This window comes from Anaerolinea thermophila, from assembly GCF_020723905.1.
Lineage (GTDB): Bacteria > Chloroflexota > Anaerolineae > Anaerolineales > Anaerolineaceae > Anaerolinea > Anaerolinea thermophila_A.
Map to the genome: position 1 here is coordinate 64,203 of NZ_DYHZ01000009.1, position 21,469 is coordinate 85,671.

21 protein-coding genes are annotated in these 21,469 nt (G+C 58.9%); 11 read left to right on the plus strand and 10 right to left on the minus strand.

The genetic code is table 11. The features are described 5' to 3' along the window. The first annotated feature begins 108 nt into the window (after positions 1 to 108). Genes LHF31_RS13485 through LHF31_RS13495 form a run of 3 tightly spaced genes read left to right on the plus strand, consistent with a single transcriptional unit; the run spans position 109 to position 2,942 of the window. The gene (locus LHF31_RS13485) at positions 109 to 1,113 is read left to right on the plus strand and encodes an ABC transporter substrate-binding protein (protein ID WP_298008755.1); all 1,005 of its coding nucleotides are present in this window, start codon (positions 109 to 111) and stop codon (positions 1,111 to 1,113) included. Between the two features lie 11 nt (positions 1,114 to 1,124). Continuing rightward, a complete protein-coding gene (locus LHF31_RS13490; RefSeq protein ID WP_298008758.1) occupies positions 1,125 to 2,147 on the plus strand; it encodes an iron ABC transporter permease in 1,023 nt (340 codons plus the stop codon). Between the two features lie 9 nt (positions 2,148 to 2,156). Continuing rightward, on the plus strand, positions 2,157 to 2,942 hold the full coding sequence (locus LHF31_RS13495; RefSeq protein ID WP_298008761.1) for an ABC transporter ATP-binding protein: 786 nt from the start codon (positions 2,157 to 2,159) through the stop codon (positions 2,940 to 2,942). Positions 2,943 to 3,005: 63 nt separating this feature from the next. Here LHF31_RS13495 and LHF31_RS13500 read toward each other — a convergent pair whose 3' ends face one another. Together LHF31_RS13500 and sodN are read right to left on the minus strand one after the other, a co-directional pair. Beyond that, positions 3,006 to 3,311: a S26 family signal peptidase gene (locus LHF31_RS13500; protein ID WP_298008764.1), complete on the minus strand. Its 306-nt coding sequence runs from the start codon at positions 3,309 to 3,311 to the stop codon at positions 3,006 to 3,008. Then, entirely contained in the window at positions 3,308 to 3,808 is a 501-nt protein-coding gene (gene sodN / locus LHF31_RS13505) for a superoxide dismutase, Ni (protein WP_298008767.1), read from the minus strand. The genes LHF31_RS13500 and sodN overlap by 4 nt, the downstream gene beginning before the upstream one ends. Before the next feature lie 189 nt (positions 3,809 to 3,997). Here sodN and infC point away from each other — a divergent pair, with 189 nt between their 5' ends. From infC to LHF31_RS13530, 5 genes are all read left to right on the plus strand, one after another. Then, a complete protein-coding gene (infC, locus tag LHF31_RS13510; protein ID WP_298008777.1) occupies positions 3,998 to 4,618 on the plus strand; it encodes a translation initiation factor IF-3 in 621 nt (206 codons plus the stop codon). Between the two features lie 219 nt (positions 4,619 to 4,837). Beyond that, positions 4,838 to 5,830: a BMP family protein gene (locus LHF31_RS13515; RefSeq protein ID WP_298008770.1), complete on the plus strand. Its 993-nt coding sequence runs from the start codon at positions 4,838 to 4,840 to the stop codon at positions 5,828 to 5,830. 76 nt (positions 5,831 to 5,906) lie between these two features. Further along, positions 5,907 to 7,451, plus strand: coding sequence for an ABC transporter ATP-binding protein (locus LHF31_RS13520; protein ID WP_303774311.1), 1,545 nt, complete (start codon positions 5,907 to 5,909; stop codon positions 7,449 to 7,451). 12 nt (positions 7,452 to 7,463) lie between these two features. After that, positions 7,464 to 8,498, plus strand: coding sequence for an ABC transporter permease (locus LHF31_RS13525; protein WP_298004941.1), 1,035 nt, complete (start codon positions 7,464 to 7,466; stop codon positions 8,496 to 8,498). Further along, entirely contained in the window at positions 8,495 to 9,436 is a 942-nt protein-coding gene (locus tag LHF31_RS13530) for an ABC transporter permease (RefSeq protein ID WP_298004938.1), read from the plus strand. The genes LHF31_RS13525 and LHF31_RS13530 overlap by 4 nt, the downstream gene beginning before the upstream one ends. Positions 9,437 to 9,492: 56 nt before the next feature. Here the strand turns inward: LHF31_RS13530 and LHF31_RS13535 are convergent, their stop codons facing one another. The 8 genes from LHF31_RS13535 to LHF31_RS13570 all read right to left on the minus strand — a co-directional run bounded on the left by LHF31_RS13535 (position 9,493) and on the right by LHF31_RS13570 (position 17,736). After that, positions 9,493 to 10,221, minus strand: coding sequence for a hypothetical protein (locus LHF31_RS13535; protein WP_298004935.1), 729 nt, complete (start codon positions 10,219 to 10,221; stop codon positions 9,493 to 9,495). Positions 10,222 to 10,261: 40 nt separating this feature from the next. Continuing rightward, positions 10,262 to 10,405: a hypothetical protein gene (locus LHF31_RS13540; protein WP_298004932.1), complete on the minus strand. Its 144-nt coding sequence runs from the start codon at positions 10,403 to 10,405 to the stop codon at positions 10,262 to 10,264. Positions 10,406 to 10,479: 74 nt separating this feature from the next. After that, positions 10,480 to 11,523 (minus strand): glycosyltransferase family 4 protein, encoded by a 1,044-nt coding sequence (locus LHF31_RS13545; protein WP_303774312.1) that lies wholly within the window; start codon positions 11,521 to 11,523, stop codon positions 10,480 to 10,482. A 17-nt stretch (positions 11,524 to 11,540) separates the two neighbouring features. After that, positions 11,541 to 12,668, minus strand: coding sequence for a non-hydrolyzing UDP-N-acetylglucosamine 2-epimerase (wecB, locus tag LHF31_RS13550; protein ID WP_333657441.1), 1,128 nt, complete (start codon positions 12,666 to 12,668; stop codon positions 11,541 to 11,543). Between the two features lie 3 nt (positions 12,669 to 12,671). Next, positions 12,672 to 13,955, minus strand: a complete 1,284-nt coding sequence (gene wecC, locus LHF31_RS13555; RefSeq protein ID WP_298005831.1) for a UDP-N-acetyl-D-mannosamine dehydrogenase — start codon at positions 13,953 to 13,955, stop codon at positions 12,672 to 12,674. A 107-nt stretch (positions 13,956 to 14,062) separates the two neighbouring features. After that, positions 14,063 to 15,814 (minus strand): ATP-binding protein, encoded by a 1,752-nt coding sequence (locus LHF31_RS13560; RefSeq protein WP_298005826.1) that lies wholly within the window; start codon positions 15,812 to 15,814, stop codon positions 14,063 to 14,065. A 4-nt stretch (positions 15,815 to 15,818) separates the two neighbouring features. Next, positions 15,819 to 16,535, minus strand: a complete 717-nt coding sequence (locus LHF31_RS13565) for a response regulator transcription factor (RefSeq protein ID WP_298005823.1) — start codon at positions 16,533 to 16,535, stop codon at positions 15,819 to 15,821. Beyond that, positions 16,504 to 17,736 carry a glycosyltransferase family 4 protein gene (locus tag LHF31_RS13570; protein ID WP_298005820.1) on the minus strand — a complete coding sequence of 411 codons (1,233 nt, stop codon included), beginning with the start codon at positions 17,734 to 17,736 and terminating at the stop codon, positions 16,504 to 16,506. Before LHF31_RS13570 ends, LHF31_RS13565 begins: the two co-directional genes overlap by 32 nt. Positions 17,737 to 18,375: 639 nt before the next feature. On the opposite strand from LHF31_RS13570, the gene LHF31_RS13575 reads away from it, so the two are divergent. The 3 genes from LHF31_RS13575 to LHF31_RS13585 all read left to right on the plus strand — a co-directional run bounded on the left by LHF31_RS13575 (position 18,376) and on the right by LHF31_RS13585 (position 21,463). Then, positions 18,376 to 19,674: an ABC transporter substrate-binding protein gene (locus tag LHF31_RS13575; protein WP_303774314.1), complete on the plus strand. Its 1,299-nt coding sequence runs from the start codon at positions 18,376 to 18,378 to the stop codon at positions 19,672 to 19,674. A gap of 80 nt (positions 19,675 to 19,754) precedes the next feature. After that, on the plus strand, positions 19,755 to 20,642 hold the full coding sequence (locus tag LHF31_RS13580; protein WP_298008365.1) for a carbohydrate ABC transporter permease: 888 nt from the start codon (positions 19,755 to 19,757) through the stop codon (positions 20,640 to 20,642). After that, on the plus strand, positions 20,639 to 21,463 hold the full coding sequence (locus LHF31_RS13585; protein WP_298008362.1) for a carbohydrate ABC transporter permease: 825 nt from the start codon (positions 20,639 to 20,641) through the stop codon (positions 21,461 to 21,463). The genes LHF31_RS13580 and LHF31_RS13585 overlap by 4 nt, the downstream gene beginning before the upstream one ends. The last annotated feature ends 6 nt before the right edge of the window (positions 21,464 to 21,469 follow it).

The window sequence follows — 21,469 nt, forward strand, 5'->3', positions numbered from 1 at the left end:
GCTGACCCCTCCCTGTCCCCCGTGACAGGGAGTTCGATTTAACCGGCAACTGCGCCGGGTGCGGTAACTGGAATCTTTTTGACACTCATGGAAGAAACAGGTCAGACGATGAAACGAATATCCTCTCTTTTGCTCCTTTTCGCCCTCGTTTTGACGGCGCTTTCTGCCTGCGCACCGGCGGCAACCCCAACCGCGGCGCCGACAGCCATTCCGGCGGCAACCGCCACGCCTGCACCCACACCTACCTTTACCGTAACCGTTGCTCCGACCATCGAAGTGCCCGATGGTATGGGCGGTACATTGAGGCTGGAAGCCCCGGCACAGCGCATTATCTCTCTGGCGCCTTCCAACACCGAACTGCTCTTTGCAGTAGGCGCCGGTCCGCAGGTCATTGCCCGCGAAGAATTTTCCAACTACCCTGAAGAAGCCCTTGCCCTGCCCAGCATTGGCGGCTCCATGGGCAAGTACGATACCGAACAAATGGTGGCGCTGAAACCCGATCTGGTGCTGGCTTCGCCACTGACTGCGCCGGAGACTCTGCAAGCCCTCAAGGATTTGGGCTTCACCATCATCGTTGTCCCCAACCCCACCAACCTGGAAGAGATGTATGCCAACATCGAACTGGTAGGCAGGGTGACCGGACGTGACGACGAAGCCCGGGCGCTGGTTGCCAGCCTGAAGGAACGCCAGCAGAAAATTCTTGCGGTAGTGGAGAAAGCCACCGCTAAGCCCAAAGTGTTATACGAACTGGATGCCAGTCAGGACCCCTCCAAGCCCTGGACCAGCGGTCCCGGGACGTTCATTGACCAGTTAATTACGCTGGCGGGCGGGGTCAACGTTGGCGCCAGTTTGCAGGGCGAATGGGCACAGATCAGCCTTGAGGAACTGCTCGTGCAGGATCCCGATATTATTCTGCTGGGCGATTCCAACTGGGGCGTCACCGTCGAGAGCGTTGCCCAGCGTGCCGGATGGGAGAAATTGAGCGCGGTGAAGAACGGCAAGGTCTTCCCCATCAACGATGACCTCATCAGCCGCCCGGGTCCCCGTCAGATAGACGGGCTGGCAGAACTGGTGCGCCTTCTGCACCCTGAACTGGCAAATCAAGTGCCGTAGGAAACCTTCTAATGAAACACACTGCTCGCCCGCTCCTTTTCTCCATACCCCCTCTCGTTCTCTCACTCCTCCTATCGGTTGCGGTGGGCAGTGTGTTCATTCCCCCCGCCGCCCTCTTCCACCTGCTGGGAGTGCGGCTGGCGGGGGGTGCCATCCCGGCGGAATGGCAGACCTTCGCCGTCATCCTGTTTGACTTACGCCTGCCACGCACCGCCCTGATGCTGCTGGCAGGGGCGGCACTGGGCGGGAGCGGTGCCGCTTTTCAGGGCTTGTTCCGCAATCCGCTGGCAGACCCTTACCTGATGGGCGTGGCTTCCGGGGCGGGTCTGGGTGCGGTGCTGGTCCTCACCGGCGGACTGCCGCGCACCCTTGCCGGTTACTTTACCGTTCCAATTGCGGCTTTCGCCGGCGCCCTGTTGACGGTGGCTGTGGTGTATTCACTGGCACGGGTGGGACGCACCGTCCCCACCACACACCTGATTCTGGCAGGGGTGGCAGTGAGTTCCTTTACGGGCGCTCTGACCTCGTTTCTCATGCTCACCTCGACCGGAGAACTGCGCCGCGCGCTGGTGTGGCTGCTGGGCGGCGCAGCCATTGGCGGGTGGCGCCCGGTATGGGGGGCTTTGCCTTATGTTGTAGCGGGGCTGGGGGTCCTGTGCACCAGCGGGCACGCCCTCAACGTTTTTCAATTTGGCGAAGAGCAAGCCCAGCAACTGGGTTTGCCCGTCGAGCGTGTGCGTGTGATCATCATCGCCGCGGCTTCGCTGGCTACTGCCGCGGCAGTGGCGTATGCCGGAATCATCGGCTTTGTGGGGTTAATTGTCCCGCACCTGATGCGCTTCTTCTTCGGTTCCGATTACCGCCGGGTGGTGCCGCTCTCGGTGCTGGGTGGGGCAACCCTGCTCCTGCTCGCCGATGTGCTGGCGCGGGTGGTCATGGCACCGCAGGAACTACCAGTGGGCATGATTACCGCGCTGAGCGGCGCGCCGTTCTTTCTCTGGGTACTGCAACGCACCCGCCAGCAGGTCTATTAGGGAGGGCGTATGGAAACATCCATCATTCAAGTTCAAAACCTGTCCGTCGAACTGGGCAACCAGCCCATCCTGCGCGAGGTGACCTTTAGCGTACAGCGCGGGGAGATTCTGGGCATTCTGGGACCCAACGGAGCGGGCAAAACCACCCTGATTCGGGCATTGAGCGGCATTCTGCCGCCTGCCAAAGGTCGCGTGGAGGTGATGGGACGGGCGGTACACCGCCTTTCAGAAAGCGAGCGCGCCCGTCTGATTGCCGTGGTGCCGCAAGCCCGCCACCTGCCGCCCATGTTCACCGGTAGAGAGGTGGTGCAGTTAGGACGTACTCCTTACCTGAACTGGCTCGGCAACCTCTCGGCGTACGACCGGAACTGCGTTCAACGCGCGCTGGAACGCGCCAGCGCGGTAGAACTGGCAGAACGGCAGGTGGGCGAACTCTCTGGCGGTGAGCAACAGCGCCTTCTGCTGGCGCGGGCGCTGGCGCAGGAAACCCCCATCCTGCTGATGGACGAACCCACCACCCACCTTGACCTGCACTATCAGATCAGTTTGCTGGAAAGTGTACGCCACCTGGTAGATACCGAAGGGTTGACCGTGATCATGGCGCTCCACGACCTCAATCTGATCGGGCGCTATGCCGACCGGTTAGGTTTACTGGTAGAAGGACGGTTGATTGCGCTGGGCACACCGGAAGAAATCCTCACCCCCGACCTGCTCAGCCCGGTGTACCGGGTACCGCTTCAGCGCCTCTCCTCGGGAGACGGCGGCAGACCGATCATCCTGCCAACCGTCCTGTGAGGGAAGAGGCATTCGCTGGCAGGAACAGGTCACATGAACTACGCTGTGCCGCCCGAAACGCCTTTAACCGGATCGCGGACGAGGAATATGGGCAATCACCACGCCTTCGACCTGGCGCGCTTCAATGGCGCCAAAAGTGCGACTGTCCACCGAGTCAATATCCGTGCCGCGCACGATGAGACGGCGATCGGGCAGAACCTGTGCCACGCGTTTCATCAATCTGCCATAGGCAGGGTGGGAGAACACCACCACCTCACCCACCCGTGGAGGACGAAACCACAGAGGCAGGCGCGAAGCCAGCACAAAATCGCCGTCCTGAAACAGAGGAGCGAGGCTGGCTCCGCGCACGCGCAGGAATTTTAGAATCACAGAACCGGGTAAACGATTTCCTCTTCCGGCTTGTAAGGGGCTTTGACCCGCTTGGTGGGAATGCCCTTGATCTCCCAGAAGATTTCCGCAAAGCGATTCACCAGTGCCAGCAGTTCCAGTCCGGCTTCCCGGCTGGCGCTCTGACGGGCTTTGGAGCCTGCCTGCATGATCTTATGGAAGAGGGTGGGCAGTTCGGGGTACTTCTCAACATGCTCTTTCTTGATGAAATCCCCAAAGATGACGCGGATCTCGCGCTTGCACAACTCGGCGTGTTCTTCTTTGATGAGAATGTAGCGGGTGAGCGAATTGTGGAAGGTCATGGTCTCTTTGATTTCGCCCTTGACCAGGTCTTCCATCAAGTCCACCATGCGAATGACGGTCAGCGCCGCCACCTGTGCCAGATGGGGGTCGTAAATCCCGCAGGGGATGTCGCAGTGCGCCCGGGCTTCATCGAGCCCAAACGTCTCATCGAGTTTATCCAGGAAATGGTACAGCATCTTTCCCTCCCTGAGAAAGCAGTTTCATAATCCATAATAGAAAAGGGGAACAGGAATGTCAAGCCAAATCGGCAGGCAATTCGCCCCACCATTTTCAAAAAACTCTGGCACGAAAAAAGTTGACGAGAAAGGGTACTTTTGGTATGATGAAAGTGCCCGCTAAACAAACGGGTAATCTATATCTATTTGTTGAAGGACGGAGAGAAGCCTATCAGTACCCAAACCTTTCGTGTCAATGAGATGATCCGGGTCCCGGAAGTACGCCTGATTGGACCCGGGGGCGAAAATCTGGGCGTTGTGCCCATTCAAGAAGCCCTGCGCATCGCTCGCGATGCCGAACTGGATCTGGTCGAAGTAGCGCCTGGCGCTACCCCACCCGTTTGCCGGGTGATGGATTTCGGAAAATTCCTCTACGAACGCGCCAAAAAAGAACGCGAAGCCAAGAAGGCACAGACGCGCATCGAAGTTAAAGAGATTCGTCTGCGCCCCAAGACCAACGAACATCACCGCGGATTCAAGACCCGGGATGCCCGCCGCTGGTTGCTGGAAGGCAACAAGGTCAAGGTCACCGTGCGCTTCCGCGGGCGGGAAATCACCTACCCCGAACTGGCACTGGAAGACCTGCGCGAAATTGCCGAGGAATTATCCGACATCGCCACCATCGAGCAGGCGCCCCTGCTGGAAGGCAAGGTCATGACCATGGTGCTCTCCCCTGCCAAGCCAGGTAAGAAAAAGAGCGAGGGCGGTCAGCCTAAAGCGGCGTCTTCGGCGAGCGAAGCGCCTGCCCCCGAGGCAGAAAAAGAATCCTGAACGAAAAAAAAAGCGCACGGATGCAACGGCTCTCTGAAGGGAGAGCCGGACGGTTGTGTCTGTCGTTTTCAAGCCGTGGAGAATTCTCCACGGCGATTATTTTTTAGTGAGGGATGTCTGATTTTTGAATGAAGAAAAGCAGGAAATAATTGACATTGTCTGAGAATCTGATTAGACTGGAATTGTTTCCCCTATATTTTATTTCAGGAGGAGAATACAATGAAGCGGGTTCTTTTTGTAGTGTTACTGTTGGCGCTGGTGCTGGCGGCTTGCACCCCAGCCACGCCAACCCAGCCTGCCAAGACGTACAAACTGGCGGCGATTTTCCCGGGCGTGATCAACGACTCGGACTACAATACCCTGGGGTACCTGGGCGCTGAAGCCGTCCAGAAGGACCTGGGCGTCCAGATGGCATACTCGGAGACGGTTGCCGTTCCTGATATTGACCGCGTGATGCGCGAGTACATTGACCAGGGCTACAACATCATCTGGACTCACGGCGGACAGTACGTCAACCAGACCATCGAACTTGCCAAGCAGTTCCCCGATGTCGTCTTCATCGCTGAAGGCGATGCCAAACCGGCGGAAATGCCCGCAAACGTCTGGTTCATTGACCGCAACTTCCACGTTGGCTTCTACGGCGTGGGCGCGCTGGCGGCGCGCATCACTCAGACCGGCAAAATCGGCTACATCGGCGGGCTGACCCTGCCCTTCTCGTATGCCGAAGTGCACGCCATGCAACAAGCCATCAAAGACTCCGGCAAGAACGTGGAACTCAAAGCCGTGTGGGCAGGCGATTTCAACGATCCCACCAAGGCGCGCCAGGTTGCCGACACCATGATCGCCGAAGGCTATGATGTGCTGGTTGGCTCACTCAACAACGGGATGCTGGGCGTATTCGAAGCCGCCAAAGCCGCCACCGACAAGAAGATTCTGGTCACCGCCAAGTACACCGACAAGACCAGCATTGCCCCCGACAACTACGTCACCTCTCTGCTGTACGATTTCGTCAAACCGATGAAAGACATCGTCGGCAAGATTCAGGCGGGCGAGAAGGGCGGCTACTACCCGCTGGGCTTCGACACCGGTGTTTCGCTCCAGACCCCCTTCAAGAACGTTGACCCGGCTGTCGAAGAAGAGATGAAGGGCGTCATCAACGATCTGGTGTCCGGTAAGATTCAGGTGGTGAAAGACACCAGCGAGATCAAATAATCCTTTTCCTGAGAATGAAGGCTCCCTGTCCGGGGAGCCTTCATGCCATCTTAACCAGTCTTACGAGAAAGGACGCATGAACGCACCCATCCTTTTGCACATGCGGGGAGTCTCCAAGGCTTTTGGCAGTACCCAGGCGCTGGACGACGTTTCCTTTGAACTGCGCCAGCGGGAAATTCACGGGCTACTGGGCGGTAACGGCGCCGGTAAAACCACTCTGATGAACATCCTGTTTGGGCTGTACCGCGCCGATGCCGGGGAGATTTTCCTGAACGACCAGCCGGTGCATATCACCGGACCGAAAGATGCCATTACCCACCGCATTAACATGGTGCATCAGCACTTTTTACAGGTGGGGTCTTTTACCGTGCTTGAGAACATCCTCATCGGAGCGCCGCGGAAAAACCGCTGGAACAACCGCTACGATGCCGAGGTGCAGAAAATTCAGAGCCTGCAGGAGCGTTTTGGGCTTCAGGTGCCGCTGGATGCGCTGATTGAAGACCTGCCCATGGGCATGCGTCAGAAGGTGGAAATTCTCAAAGCCCTCTACCGCGGCGTGCAGGTGCTCATTCTGGACGAGCCCACCACCAACCTCACCCCGCAGGAAGTGGACGCGCTCTTCCAGTCCTTGCGGGTGATGGTGCAGGAAGGCTTGAGCGTGGTGTTCATCACCCATAAACTGCGCGAGGTGATGAGCGTGTGCGACCGCATCACCGTGCTGCGCAACGGCAAAAACGTGCTCACCCTCGACCGGCAGGAGGCTTCGGAAGACGCCTTCGTGCGCGCCATGGTTGGCGAAGGCATGGATTTAAGCCGCAGTGTCATCTTTGCCCATGCCGGGCAGGACCTGCCCGCGCCTGCGCCCGTTCCTTTGCTCCGTGTGGAGGGCATTGTCACCGCGCCCGCTGAAGGCAGTGTGGCGCTGAAGGGTATTTCCTTCGATGTCCGCGAAGGGGAGATTTTCGGCATTGCCGGGGTGGCAGGCAACGGGCAACGGGAACTGGCGGAAGTGGTTATGGGACTGCTACCGGTACAGTCCGGGCAGGTGTTCCTGCGAGATCAGACACTGCCGCATCCCGATTCCCGGCGGGTCTTGAAGGGCGATTTTGCCTACATTCCCGAAGACCGCCTGCATGATGGCTTCCTGCCGCGCGCCAGCGTGGCGCACAACCTGATTCTGGGGCTGCACCGCCGCCCGCCCTACAGCAACGGCAGAGTCATTGACTGGAGCACGGTCTTCTCCCGCGCGCGGGAGTTGATCGGGCAGTACAACATCAAGACTTCTGGACCGGAAGACATGGGCGGCAACCTTTCGGGGGGCAACATCCAGCGGGTGATGGTGGCACGGGCATTCTCCGCCACAGCGCCGGTGCTGGTAGCACACAACCCGACCCGCGGGCTGGACATTCCCTCAATGGATCTGGTGTACCAGAAGATGCTGGAACGCAAACGACAGGGACAGGCTACCCTGCTCATCTCAGAAGACCTGGATGAACTGATGCTGATGTGCGACCGCATCGGCGTGCTGTACAAAGGCGAACTGCTGGGCATTGTGGAACGCGGGCAGTTCGAGAAATACACCATTGGACAGATGATGAGCGGCATTCGCCCGCAGGCATGAGGAAGGGGTCTTATGAAGAAATCAAACGCAGTCTTCTCAATCGCCCGCGCGGTGCTTCCCTACCTGCTGGCTGTGCTGGCGGCGTTTGCCGCGGCGGGCGTGTTCATCGCCTTGATGGGGTTTGACGTGTTCAAAGCCTACGGAACGATTCTGTTCACCTCGTTCCGCACCCCCAACGGCTTTGTGCAAACCCTGCTGAAGTTCGTGCCGCTGGTGCTGCAGGCGCTGGCATTCACCATTCCGCTGACGGCAGGCAAATTTAACATCGGCGGCGAGGGACAATTGCTGGTCGGGGCAACCGCCGCCACTGTGGTGGGCATTGTCTTTGCAAACCTGCCGCCGGTCCTGCTGATACCTCTGGTGCTGCTGGCAGGAGTGCTGGGCGGTGCGCTGTGGGGATTGATTCCAGGGTGGCTGTTGTACCGCTTTGGCATCAACGAAATCCTCACCACCGTTCTGCTCAACTTCGTTTCGTTCAATCTGGTCAACTACGTATGTACCGGTCCTCTGCGCGACCCGGGAGCGGGACACCCGACTACCCTTGCCATTGGTGAAAACGGCTGGCTTCCCATGCTGGTCAACAACCCGCCCCTCCACTCCGGCATTTTGCTGGCGATTCTGGTGGTGGCGGTGGTGTACTACGTCATCACCCGCACGGTGAGCGGCTATGAACTGGTGGCAACCGGCGCCAACCCGCGCGCCGCAGGGGTGTTTGGCATCAATACCCGCTGGATGTTCATTGCCTCGCTGGTCATTGCTGGCGGCGTGGGTGGTCTCTCCGGCGCACTGGAAGTGGCGGGCGCCCAGCATCGCCTCATTGAGGGTATGCAGCACAACTTCCTGGTGCTGGGCTTGATCATCGGGCTGATTGCCAAAGGCAATAATCTGGCGGTGCCGTTCGTGGCGTTCTTCATCTCTGTGCTGGAGGTGGGCGCCAGCGCCATGCAGAGGACGCTGATGATCCCGGTGGAAATGGTTTTCATTGTTGAAGCGCTCATTCTGGTGTTCGTCCTGCTTTCCGATCTGGTACAAAAGAGGGTCTCATGAACGAGTTCTGGCTGACCATCATTTCTTACGCAAAACTGATTTTGCTGACCATTGTGCCGTTTGTGCTGGCGGGACAGGGCACCATGCTGGGCGGACGCACGGGCATCTTCAACGTGGCGCAGGAAGGCATCATGCTGGTGGGAGCCTCGGTCGGTTTTCTGGTAAGTTATTTGACGCGCAGTAACGAACTGGGCATGCTCGCCGCCATGCTGTCGGGCGGACTGTTCGGGCTGGCGCTGGCATACTTCACCACCAACCTGCGCATGGATCAATTCGTCATCGGGCTGGCGCTGTTCTTCATCGGGATCGGGTTGTCCACCCTGTTGCCAAAAATCGTCATCGGCGTGACTCTGACCCCGCCGCTCATCCCCACCCTGAAGGAAATCTCCATCCCCGTGTTAAGTCAGATTCCGGTGATTGGAGAAATTTTCTTCAAACAAAACGCGCTGGTGTACTTCTCCATCCTGCTTTCGGTGGGGTTATGGTGGTACCTGTACCGCACACAGGTGGGCATGGAACTGCGCGCAGTGGGTGAAAATCCCCAGGCTGCCGACAGTCTCGGGGTGAACGTCACCCGTTCGCGCTACTGGACTGCCATTGTGGGGGGAATGCTCATCGGACTCGCAGGGGCATACCTGCCGATGGTGTACACCGGCACCTTCACCGAAAACATGGTCAAGGGACGCGGCTGGCTGGCGATTGCGCTGACCTTCTTCGGCGGGTGGAAGCCCGACACCATTCTGTACGGGGCGCTGTTCTTCGCCCTGATCGAGGTGCTGGCGTACCGCGTGCAGGTGCTGGGCACAGCCATCCCATACCAGTTCCTGCTGATGCTGCCGTATCTGGCAACCATTCTGGTGATGGTGTTCTCGTTCCGCAAAGCGCGCGTACCTGCCTTCCTCGGGCAGAACTACGACCGCGAAAAGCGGGCACTGTAGAAAAAAAGGACGGGAGCGGTTGTCCGCTCCCGTTCCTTTATTAAGACGGGGAGAAATCAGGCGCGCTGGGCTTCCACTACCACGCCGCTTTCTGCCTTCATCGGCGTGGTAGCGCGCAGGAAACCGGCAAAGAGCAAAACAGCGCCGAGAAATTCGCTGATGTAGAGCGCACCCGGTACGCCCATGCGGCTGAAGGTGCCGCCAAACGCAGGCAGAAGCGCGCCCACGGCAATCAGCACGTTGCCAATGGTGCGGTGAAGAAGCACACGCCTGCGCCAGAAAAGATATGCCGAGTAGCCCGCGCCGCCCACCAGTGCGATCGTGCCATAGAGGTTGAAGAACGGCGTCAGCGTGCGCACCCCCGCGGTGATGATGGCTTTGCCGCTCAACTCACTGCCCGTATGCAGGCCACCGGTCATCAGATCGGGATCGAGTTGCGCACCAAAGACACGCACAGCGCCGTACAGCGAGCCCAGCACCAGCAGAATCATCAGGGCGTGCGCCAGTCTGCGGCGGCGCACCAGCAGATACACCGTCCCCTGTCCCAGCCACGCGGCAACCAGCATGGCGCCAAACAGATACCACAGGCGAAAGATCAGCGGGTTCCAGCCAAAGGCACCATAGAAACCCTCGCAAAACCCGCCAATGCCGTAAAACACCATGCCGATGCCCCACAACAGCAGGTGCGCGCCGCCTTTCCGGGCAAAGCGGCGCAGGACGAAAGCGGCAAAGACAAAACTGACCGCGCTGGACAGAAACGGCAAAACCGTGTTCAGGAAGTTCATAACAAATCCTCCGATGAAACAGAATGAAGGGGTTCAGGATTTATTTCAACCAGCCCAGCAAAACAGCAAGACTGACGCCAATCAACGCCAGTACTGCCAGACCTACCAGCACAAGAATCAACGGAACGGCTTTTTCCCAGAACGGGGGATAGGGACGACGCGGAGAAGGTTGTTTCGATGTCATGTGTAATTCTCCCGGGCATGATTATGCCACGGGAAAATTAAGCAAACATGAGATTTTCGACCCGATTGAGAAATTTACCCACCCAGCAAAATGTGCAGATAACGTTCCGCCATGACCTCAAGGTCAAAAAGGCGTTCCGCCCGGATACGGGCACGGCGGCGGGCGTTTTCTCCCTCTCCAAGCAAACGACGGGTGGCTTCCGCCAGTTCCTCACGCGAGAGGGGCGTCTCCAGGCGCCAGACCTGGCTTCCCCAGGGTGCCAGCGCGCCGCCATCCTCGCCCACCAGTTCGGGCAGAGCACCCTCGGCGTAGCCCACCACGGGCAACCCGCACGCCAGTGCCTCAATGACAGCGTTCGGGCAGGGCGGGTTGAGTTCCGCAGAAAACAGCAGGTGCGCCGAGCGGTCCAGCGCAGGGATATTGCCGCGCGGAACCACCCCCAGCCAGCGCACTTTGCCCGGCAACTGCGCATCGGCGCGGCGGCGCAGTTCCTCGACCACCTCGCCCGCCACCCACAGTTCGGCGGGTTTGCCCTGCCAGCCATCCAGACGCCGCACGAGATCCAGGGCATTGTCCAGTCCCAGCCAGTTGCCGCGGTGCAGACGCCCTTCCACCACCAGCACCCGCCAGCGGTCTGCGGGGGGGCGTTCCTCGCCCTGCAGAGAGTATTCCTGCAGGTCGACTGCGTTGTAAATCACCGCGGCGGGTTTGTTGACCGGTCCGTACACCTTTTCCCACCAGCGGCGGGAAAATTCGGACTGGTACACAATGGCATCGGCAAGGAAATGACGGATGAACGCCAGCAGGGCATTATTCAACTCCGAGCGCAGGAAGTGGCGCACGCCGGTAAAGCGTTTGCGATGAAGCCAGTTCATCCCGTCCAGCCGCTGAACAATGCGCACACCACGGCGGCGCGCCCGCCACAGGGCGGGCAAATCGCGCGTACCGGCAATGACCAGAATGGCTGCACAGGTAGGGTCATCGGGGGTTTGATGCACCTGCCAGCCGCGCCGCATCAGGGCGGCGCTCAACCGCCCGCGGAAAGATGCCGGTCCGCCCAGCCCTTCCAGGCGGGGGAGCAGACAGAGGGAAACGGAAGCGGGGTCGGGCTGGCTCATGCCTCAGGTAGATGGAATTAACGCCGGCTGGCATTGAGCAGTGCCGCCACGATGCGCTCGGCGGCATGCCCATCTCCAAAAGGATTGGCGGCTTGCGCCATGGCGCGGTAAGCGCGCTCATCTTCCAGCAGCAGGCGCGCTTCGCGCAGGATGCGCTCCGGATCAGTTCCCACCAGTTTAAGCACACCTGCCTCCACACCCTCGGGGCGTTCGGTGACTTCGCGCAGAACCAGGGTAGGCTTGCCCAGACTGGTGGCTTCTTCCTGAATACCGCCCGAGTCGGTGAGAACCAGATGGGCTTTCTGCATCAGATGCGCCATGGGCAGGTAGTCCAGTGGCGGGGTGAGGGTGATATTGGGCACATCCGAAAGCAGGCGGTAAACCGGTTCCTGCACGTTGGGGTTGAGATGGACGGCGTACAGCAGCGCCAGACGGTCGGAATACTCCTCTGCCAGAGTGCGCAGGGCGTGGCAGATATCCTCCAGCGGTTTGCCAAAATTCTCCCGCCGGTGTGCGGTGATCAGCACCAGTTGACGTCCGCCGGGGCGCACGTCCATGCGCGCCAGCAGGTCTTCGGCTTCTTTCGGCATGGGCTGGGCGGTAATCCAGCGCAGGGCATCAATGGCAGGGTTGCCGGTGACCACGATGCTTTGCGGGGGGACGTTTTCTGCCAGCAGGTTGCGGCGGGCGTGTTCGGTGGGGGCAAAGTGCAGATCTGCCACCACACCGGCAATGCGCCGGTTGATTTCCTCAGGAAAAGGCTGGTAGCGGTCGTTGGTGCGCAAACCGGCTTCCACATGTCCCACGCGGATGCGGTGGTAGAACGCCAGAAGCGCCGCCGCCATCACCGTGGTGGTATCGCCCTGCACCAGCACCCAGTCGGGCTTGATCTCGCTCAACACGGGATCAAGGTGGGTGAAGATGTCGGCGGTCAGTTGCGCCAGACTCTGGTTGGGCTTCATCAGGTTCAGGTCCATGTCGGGGTGGATGTCGAACACCTCCAGCACCTGATCGAGCATCTGGCGGTGCTGGGCAGTCACGCATACCTGCGACTCGATGCCGGGGGTCTGCGCCAGCAAGCGCACCACCGGCGCCATTTTGACCGCCTCAGGACGGGTTCCAAAGATTGAGAGCACGCGAATCATGGCTTACCCCGCATGTTTCCGATCGCCCAGGCGGTGATAATGGAAGCCGTTGAACTGCCAGCGCTCAGGCTCCCAGCCGTTGACGCAGTCCACCACAATGCGCGCCGCGGTCAACTGCGCCACTTCTACAGGGTCGAGGTTGCGCAGGACCGTATGTCCAACCAGCAAAAGCAGAACATCGGCTTCGTCGAGGATTTCCCCCAGCGTGGGAACGGTCTCCACGCCCTCGATGTGCGCGTCGGGTTTGAAGGGTTCGTAAGCGCGCACCTGCGCACCCGCCTGACGGAGCAAATGACAGACTTCAATGGCAGGGCTTTCACGCAGGTCATCCACATCGGCTTTGTACGCCAGTCCGAGGGCGGCAACGCGCAATCCATCCAGCGAGCCTGCCGCCTGGCGCACCCGCTCAACGACGAAGTGCGGCTGGGTATCGTTGACCTCGCGGGCTGTGCGAATGAGGGTTGCCAGATCGGGCGCGGCTTCCACCAGAAACCACGGATCCACCGAGATGCAGTGACCGCCCACGCCGGGTCCGGGGTTAAGGATGCGCACGCGCGGATGGCGGTTTGCCAGCGCGATGGCTTCCCACACGTTGATGCCAAAACGCTCGGCAAGGCGAGCGAACTCGTTGGCAATGGCAATGTTGACATCGCGGTAGGTGTTTTCCATTAACTTGACCATCTCGGCGGTGGTGGCGTCGGTCAGGATGATCTCGCCGCGCACGAAAACGCCGTACAGGTCGCGTCCGGCTTCGGCAGAAGCGCGGTCAATGCCACCAATGACGCGGGTGTTTTCGATCAATTCCCGCAAAATTTGCCCGGGCAGAACCCGCTCGGGCGAATACGCCAGGTGAAAATCCTCACCTGCCTTCAAACCGGAACGCTCGAGGATGGGACGGACTACATCCTCGGTGGTGCGCGGCGGTGAGGTCGATTCCAGCACCACCAGCGCGCCGCGGCGCAAAACCGGAACGATGGCTTCCGCGGCGGCAATCACGAACGATAAATCTGCCTTCTTGCCCTCTTTGAAGGGCGTCGGTACCGCAATGATATAAGCATCGGCTTCCACAGGTTGAGGGCTGACCGAAAGATTGCCCGATTTCACTGCCGCCTGCACCAGCGTTCGCAGTCCCGGCTCGTAAATGTGGGTCTCGCCGTTTTGCAAACTGTGCAGAACAGCAGGGTTGACATCCACACCGGTGACCCGCAAGCCGTGCGTGGCAAAGGTGCTGGCAGTCGGCAAGCCAATATAGCCCAATCCCAGAACACAAATGTGTTGAAAACGCATGTGCATCTCCCTGTATCGTACTGGGTAACGATTATCCCACGATTCGAGCCATGCGGACAGGGTACGATTGGGCACGCCCGGCGTGTGCCGAATCGAAAGAGATGTTTCTATCTCTCCAGCGGCAGGGTAAAGGAGAAGGTACTGCCCTGCTGAACCTGACTTTCCGCCCAGATGCGTCCGCCGTGGGCTTCTACAATGTGACGGGCAATGGACAACCCCAGACCGGTGCCCTCTCCCGAACGTGAACGGTCGGCTTTGTAGAAACGCTCAAAGATGCGCTCCAGATCATCCGGCGGAATGCCAATCCCTGTATCGCGAACCGAAAAGGTCACCGATTTCCCTTCCTGTTTGACGCTCAGGGTGATGAGCCCCCCCGGCGAGGTAAATTTGATGGCGTTGTGAATCAGGTTGACCAGCACCTGCTCCACCCGATCGGCATCGGCAAGCACCTGAGGGATATCTTCCGGGCAATCTATCTGCAGAGTGAGACCTGCACGCTCCGCCTGCAAACGCATCCGTTCAGCGCCGCGCCGCAGGATGTCGCAGGGCGATACCACCTTGCGTTGAAGCGGAACCAGTCCCGATTCGATCCGGGACAGTTCCAGCAGTTCGCGCACCATCTGGGTCAGGTTGTCAATCTCCACTTCCATCTGGCGCAGGAAACGCTGAGCCGCAGGGGGATCATCGAGCGCCCCTTCCTGTAGAGTCTCTACCAGTGCCTTGAGCGATGCCAGCGGGGTGCGCAGTTCGTGGGAGACATTGCTGACAAAGTCCCGCCGCACCCGCTCCACACGGCGCTCACGGGTCAGGTCGTGAAAGACCAGTAAAAAGGCATTTTCACTTTCCCTGCCCAGCGGGGTCAGCACCACCTGCAGGAAGCGGTGTTCCGGCAGAATTTCCACCTCCCCATCCTGCGGTGTATGGCCCTGGCGCGCCCGTTCCCACAACTCCACAATGGCATGGTGACGCACCCCTTCAATGAGCGAAGCCCCCACAGCACGGGATTCTTCGATGCCAAACATCTCTGCCGCCGCAGAGTTGATGAGCAGAATTTTACCGGTTTCATCCACCAGTAGAATGCCGTCGCGCATGTTTCTCAGCACCGTTTGCAGTTTCTGCCGTTCAGCGCGCAGTTGACTGACCTGCTCGCGGAGATGCTCCGACATGGTTTGAAACGCCGCCTGCAAACGGCGAATCTCATCGCCTTCGCCCCGCGCGGGTTCGCCGGTGCGTTCCGTCAGTTGCTGAGCGGTGGCGCTCAACGACTCCAGCGGCGCCAGCACCCGCCGGGTGATCCACACCGCAATCAGCACGGCAAACCCCCCGGCGATGATCGCTGCAATAAACAGAGAGTGGTTGAGGGCTTGCTGTTCCCGCCGGATGGACTGCATGGATGCCGCCATGCGAACCACAGCCACCACCCGTTGTTGCGAAACCACCGGAATCGCCACATAAAGCATCTCTTCGTTAACGGTGGTACTGAAGCGAATTTCCGTCGCTTCGCGGTTGCGCAGGGCTTCCTGTACCTCCGGACGGCTGAGATGATTCTCCAGTTGATTGAGGGGTTTTTCGCTTTCCCCCACCACCCTGCCATCGGCAAGCACCACGGTGATACGCTCACCCACCAACATGGCAGAGTCCTGCACAATCTGATTGATTTGAGGGCTTTCAGGGTCTTCCAGAATGAACGGCATGATCAGGTTGCGCACCAGGCGCGCTTCCTGCAAAAGGTAGGTCTGCATCCGTTGCAGATTGTTCTGATAGAAGAGGGAAGAGAGATACAGCGTTACCCCCAGAAGGGTAAGGAAGATCAACCCCATCAGGGGAATGAAAATCCGCCAGAAAACACGTTCACGCATGATATCAGCCCTCAAAGCGATAGCCCGCACCGCGCACGGTGACGATGCGGATCGGATGCGACGGATCGGGTTCAATTTTTTCCCTCAACCAGCGGATGTGCACATCCACGGTACGGCTATCGCCAAAGTAATCCCAACCCCACAGTTCTTTCAGCAGATAATCGCGCGAGAGCACCTGTCCACGGTGCTTCATAAAGAAGTGCAGAAGGTCAAACTCTTTCGGCTTGACCGCCACCACCACATCATTAACACGCACCTCGCGGCGTACCAGATCCAGTTCCAGATTGCCGGAAACGAGCCGTTTGCCACCCTCTTTTTCTGCACTTTCTTCGCTTTTCTGCACCTCTTCGCGAATCATGCGCACCCGCCGCAACATGGCTTTGACCCGCGCCAGCAGTTCGCGCATGCTGAAGGGCTTGGTCATGTAATCATCGGCGCCCACTTCCAGCCCCACTACACGGTCAATCTCCTCGGTACGCGCCGTGAGCATGAGCACCGGCGTATTCATTTCATTGCGCAGGCGGCGGCACAGTTCAAAGCCATCCATTCCGGGGAGCATCACATCCAGCAGGATGACATCCGGCTGAAACTGCCGGGCAAGATCGAGGGCGAGGATGCCATCTCCGGCTACTTTGACCTCGTAACCCTGACGTTTGAGGTTGTACTCCAGCGTTTCCTGCAGGGCGCGCTCATCCTCGACGACCAGAATTTTTTCCGCCATTTTCACCTCCCATCTGCTCTATCACCACCGCCAGTTGTTCTGCGAGGACCTGGCGATGAAAACGCTCTTCCACACAGCGCCTGCCTGCCAGCCCCATTTCCCGCGCGGCTTGCGGGTTTTGCGCCAGTGCGCGCACCGCCTGCGCCAGGGCTTCTGCATCCCCCGGCGGGACAAACACTCCCGCGCCCGCTTCTTCTACCACCTCACGGATGACGCCATCAATTGCCAGCACCACTGGACGCCCCGCCGCCATGGCGTCAAACACTTTGTTGGGGTAGGTGGTCTTATACAACTCCAGCGGTTTAAGAATCGCCAGACAGGCATCTGACGCCGCCATGATTTCACCCATCTGCACTTTGGGGGCAGGCGGCAGGAAGAGAATTTGATGCAGCTGGCGTTCCTGCGCCTGCTTCATCAGGGCAGGCTTCTCTTTGCCATCCCCTACCAGCACAAAACAAATTCGAGGATCGTCCCGCAGGCGATCCACAGCATCCAGCACCACGCCCAGATCGTTGCTGGGTCCATGCGCACCGGCGTACAGCACGACAAAGCGATCGTCCAGACCGTGCGCGGCACGGAAAGCCTCGCCCCGCGCGGCAGGGTCGAACATATCCGGGTCGGCGCCATTGGGCACCAGTTCCACCCATTTCGCTCCCCGCCGGATGACGTGGTCAATGAAGCCGGGTGAATTGACCAGCACACGGTCGGCGTGGCGGTACAAAAAGCGCTCCAGCGCCAGCGAAGCGCGAATCAACAGCGGGTTGCGGAGAACCCCCATGGCAACCGCAAAAGCGGGCCAGAGGTCGCGCACCTCGAACAGGAAAGGCACACCCTTCCATCGCGCCAGCGCCCACGCGGTCAGCCCCTGAAAAATGGGCGGAGAAGTTCCCCACACCAGATCCACTTCGCGCACCTTCAGGCCCATCCAGAAAGAAGAAAGCATGAAACTCAAAAATGCCAGCACCCGATGAAAGAAACTGCGGTGCAGGGCGGCGTAAGTGTAAGCGCGCAGGATGGTGATGCCCTCTTCCTCATCCCGGGCAGAGGTGGTTTCCACCCGGCCGGTCAGATAACTCACCGGACTGCAGATAATGGTCACCCGATGCCCGCGCCGTGCCAGATAGCGCGCCAGTTCGTGATGACGGGTACCGCCTGCCTCGCCGAGTGAGACAAAGGCTTGATGGATGAGTAGAATATGCACGATTAAATTGTACCAGAGGCAGGGTGTGTTCAGATGGGTAAGTATCGGGTCAACGAGAACTTTGCCAACGCTGAAAAAGCACTCTCCACCCGGCGGGAATGGCTACCCTGTATGCTTCTTCTGGGAGAAGAATTCAAGACGAGAAAAAAGTGTTTTGAGAAAGCCAGAAGCAGTGCATTCAGGGATTGAGGACATCTGAATCCACCCGATTGGGCATAAATTTGAGAAGTGAATTTATTGTTCCGATGTATAATGAGATGTGAGCCTTATCCCCCTGACCAGAACGGAAGTCCGGTACCACAGCCATCTTTGCCCCTGAGGACTTTCTTTCTAACCCCTCTTCTGAAAGGCGCAGACACAGGCGGTATCCCTGTCCAGTGGACAGAGCAAACATTGCGGGGAGAAGAGAACGTGGGAAGGGCAAAGCGGATATCTGAGGCGTGAAGACGGGGGAAGGTCTACCGCCGCTTTTTCATCGTTGGGTGCAAACACAGGCAAGCCTGTGAAGCGGGACACTGTGCAATCTTGCGTCAAAGAAGCCGAAAGGAGGTGGTCGCTATTCATCAAACCCGCAAGAGTCCATTTTGTCCTGTACTATCACAACCATTCCGATTCCATCTCTTTCAAAAGGAGAAACGTATGTCAAAGAAATTCTGGTATTCCCTGATGGCAGTGCTGATTCTGACTGCCGTGGTGCTTTCGGCATGCGGAGGTGCGGCAACGCAAGCCCCCGCTGAAGCCACCCAACCGCCGGCTCAGGGCGGAAAAGAGGTGGAGGTCTTTTCGTGGTGGACGGGTGGCGGCGAAGCCGCGGGCCTGGAAGCCATGATTAAGGTCTTCAACACCAAGTATCCCGATATCAAATTTATCAACGCGGCAGTGGCGGGCGGCGCTGGCACCAATGCCCGCGCTGTGCTGGCAACCCGTCTGCAATCCGGCGATCCCCCCGATTCCTGGCAGGGGCACGCCGGTCAGGAGTTGATCGGTACGTATGTGGCGGGCGGTCAGATTCAACCGCTCAACGACCTGTATGAGTCCGAGGGCTGGCTGAAGGTGATGCCCGAGACGCTCATCCCGCTCATCTCGCAGGATGGCAAGATTTACTCCGTCCCGGTCAACATCCACCGCGCCAACGTGCTGTGGTACAACCCCAAGATCCTGGAAGAGAACAAAATCGCCGTGCCCACCACCGTTGATGAGTGGTTCGCCGCGATGGATAAACTCAAAGCCGCAGGCGTGACCCCGCTGGCGCTGGGCGAGCAGTGGACGAAGATGCACCTGCTCGAGACCGTGCTGCTGGGCACGCTGGGCGCTGAGAAGTACAACGGTCTGTGGAACGGCACCACCGACTGGGGCAGCGCTGAAGTGAAGACCGCCCTGGAGAACTTCCAGAAAGCCATGACCTACGCCAACACTGATTCGGCGTCCCTGTCCTGGCAGGATGCCGCTCAACTGGTGGTCAACGGCGATGCCGCCTTCAATGTGATGGGCGACTGGGCAGAAGGCTACTTCCGCGAACTGGGCAAGAAACCCAGAGTGGATTACGGCTGGGCGCCGGTGCCCGGAACGGTGGGCGTCTTCCAGTTCCTGTCCGACTCGTTTGTGCTGGCAGTTGGCGCACCCGATCCAGAAGCCGCGGTGGCATGGCTGAAAGTGGCTGGCTCCAAGGAAGGACAGGAAGCCTTCAACCCCGTCAAAGGCTCCATCTGCGCCCGCACCGACTGCGACAAATCCCTCTTTGGCGAATACCTGCAATCGGCAATGGATGACTGGGCAAGCAATGTGGTGGTTGGCTCGCTGACTCATGGCGTGGTTGCCAACGACTCGTGGAAGAGCGAAATTGACACTGCCCTTGGGTTGTTCGTCTCCAATGGCGATCTCGCCGCCTTCCAGACGGCGCTGGTGAACGCCTGCAAAGCCTCGGGCCCCTGCAAGTAGTCTTTTCATGCGCATCATGGGGCTTCATCTACGGGTGAAGCCCCATTCCTCTTAACTCTGCTGCAAAAGGCAGGTGCTCCATGTTCAAAAACAAGGATCGGTATCTTTCCTTTCTGTTGGTCCTGCCTTCCATCCTGGCAGTGATGATCTTCATTTACGGGTTTATTGGATGGTCCATTCGGGTCTCGCTCTCCAAATGGAAGGGGCTGACCCCCAATTTCGAATGGGCGGGGTTGAAAAATTACATTGACCTGTTCTCCGACCCGCGCTTCATGGTAGATATCCGCAATACGGTCATCTTTACGGTGGTTTTTGTGGTGGGCTGTATTGTGGTGGGCTTCCTGCTGGCAGTCATGCTCGATCAGGGGCTGAAGGGAGAGGCCTTCTTCCGCACTCTGTTCCTCTTCCCCATGGCAATTTCCTTCATCGTCACCGGCGTTGTCTGGCGCTGGTTGATGAACCCGGCAACCGGCTCACGCATGAGCGGGTTGAATCTGCTCTTTTCCTACCTCAACCTGGATTTTCTGATCAACAACTGGCACACCACGCCCACCTGGGGCATTGCCGCCGTGGCGCTGGCGGCAATCTGGCAAATGTCCGGCTATACCATGGCGCTGTACCTGGCGGGCTTGCGCTCCATTCCTCTGGAACTGCGCGAAGCCGCCCAGATTGATGGCGCCAGCGAACTGCAAATCTACCGCTACGTCATCCTGCCCATTTTGACGCCGGTGACGTTGAGCGTGCTGATTATTTTAGGACACATCTCCCTCAAAGTATTCGACCTGATCATCGCCATGGCTGGCAAGCAACTGGCGCTGGACGTACCCGCCATCTACATGTGGCAAACCACTTTCGACGGGCTGTTTTACGCGCGCGGCGCCGCCATTGCCACTCTTCTGCTCATCAGCGTGGCGGTGTTGATTGTTCCTTATATGTGGTTCACCCTGCGAAGTGAGAAGCAACTATGAAAACGAAATCTCTGCGCACTGGCAAAAACTGGCTGTATGGACCATTAATTTTCATGTCCATTTTTTACCTGCTTCCCATGTACGTCATGCTGGTGACAGGATTCAAGCCTTTCGAAGAGGTGGACCTCAAAACAATGTGGGCGCTTCCCCGCCACATTGCTTTTGATAACTACGTGGAAGCCTTCCGCCACCTCGCACCTTCTCTGCGCAACAGTTTCGTCATGGTCATCCCTGCCACCATCATCTCTTCCTTCCTCGGCTCCATAAACGGCTACGTGCTGGCAAAGTGGAAATTCAAAGGCGCCGATGTGATTTTCCCGCTCATCCTGTTCGGGATGTTCATCCCCTACCAGAGCATTCTCATTCCCCTGGTGCAGTTTATGAAGTCCGTCAATCTCACCGGCATCCCGGGGTTGATTCTGACACACGTCATTTACGGCATCCCCATCACCACGCTGACCTTCCGCAACTACTACGCCAGTCTGCCACAGGAATTGATCGAAGCCGCCCGCATTGACGGGGCGAGCATGCTGGGGGTGTACCGCTGGATTTTGCTCCCCATTTCCATTCCCAGTTTTGTGGTGGTGCTGATCTGGCAGTTTACCTCGGCATGGAACGACTTCCTGTTCGCGGTGGTGCTGACGGGCAACACCCAGTGGCCCATCACCGTGGCGCTGAACAACATGGCGGGCAGTCAAATCATCGCCTGGAATGTGCAGATGGCAGGCTCACTGCTGGCGGCATTACCCACCCTGCTGGTGTACCTCTTCCTTGGACAGTACTTCCTGCGCGGCTTGCTGGCTGGCTCGCTGAAAGGTTAAGGTGAG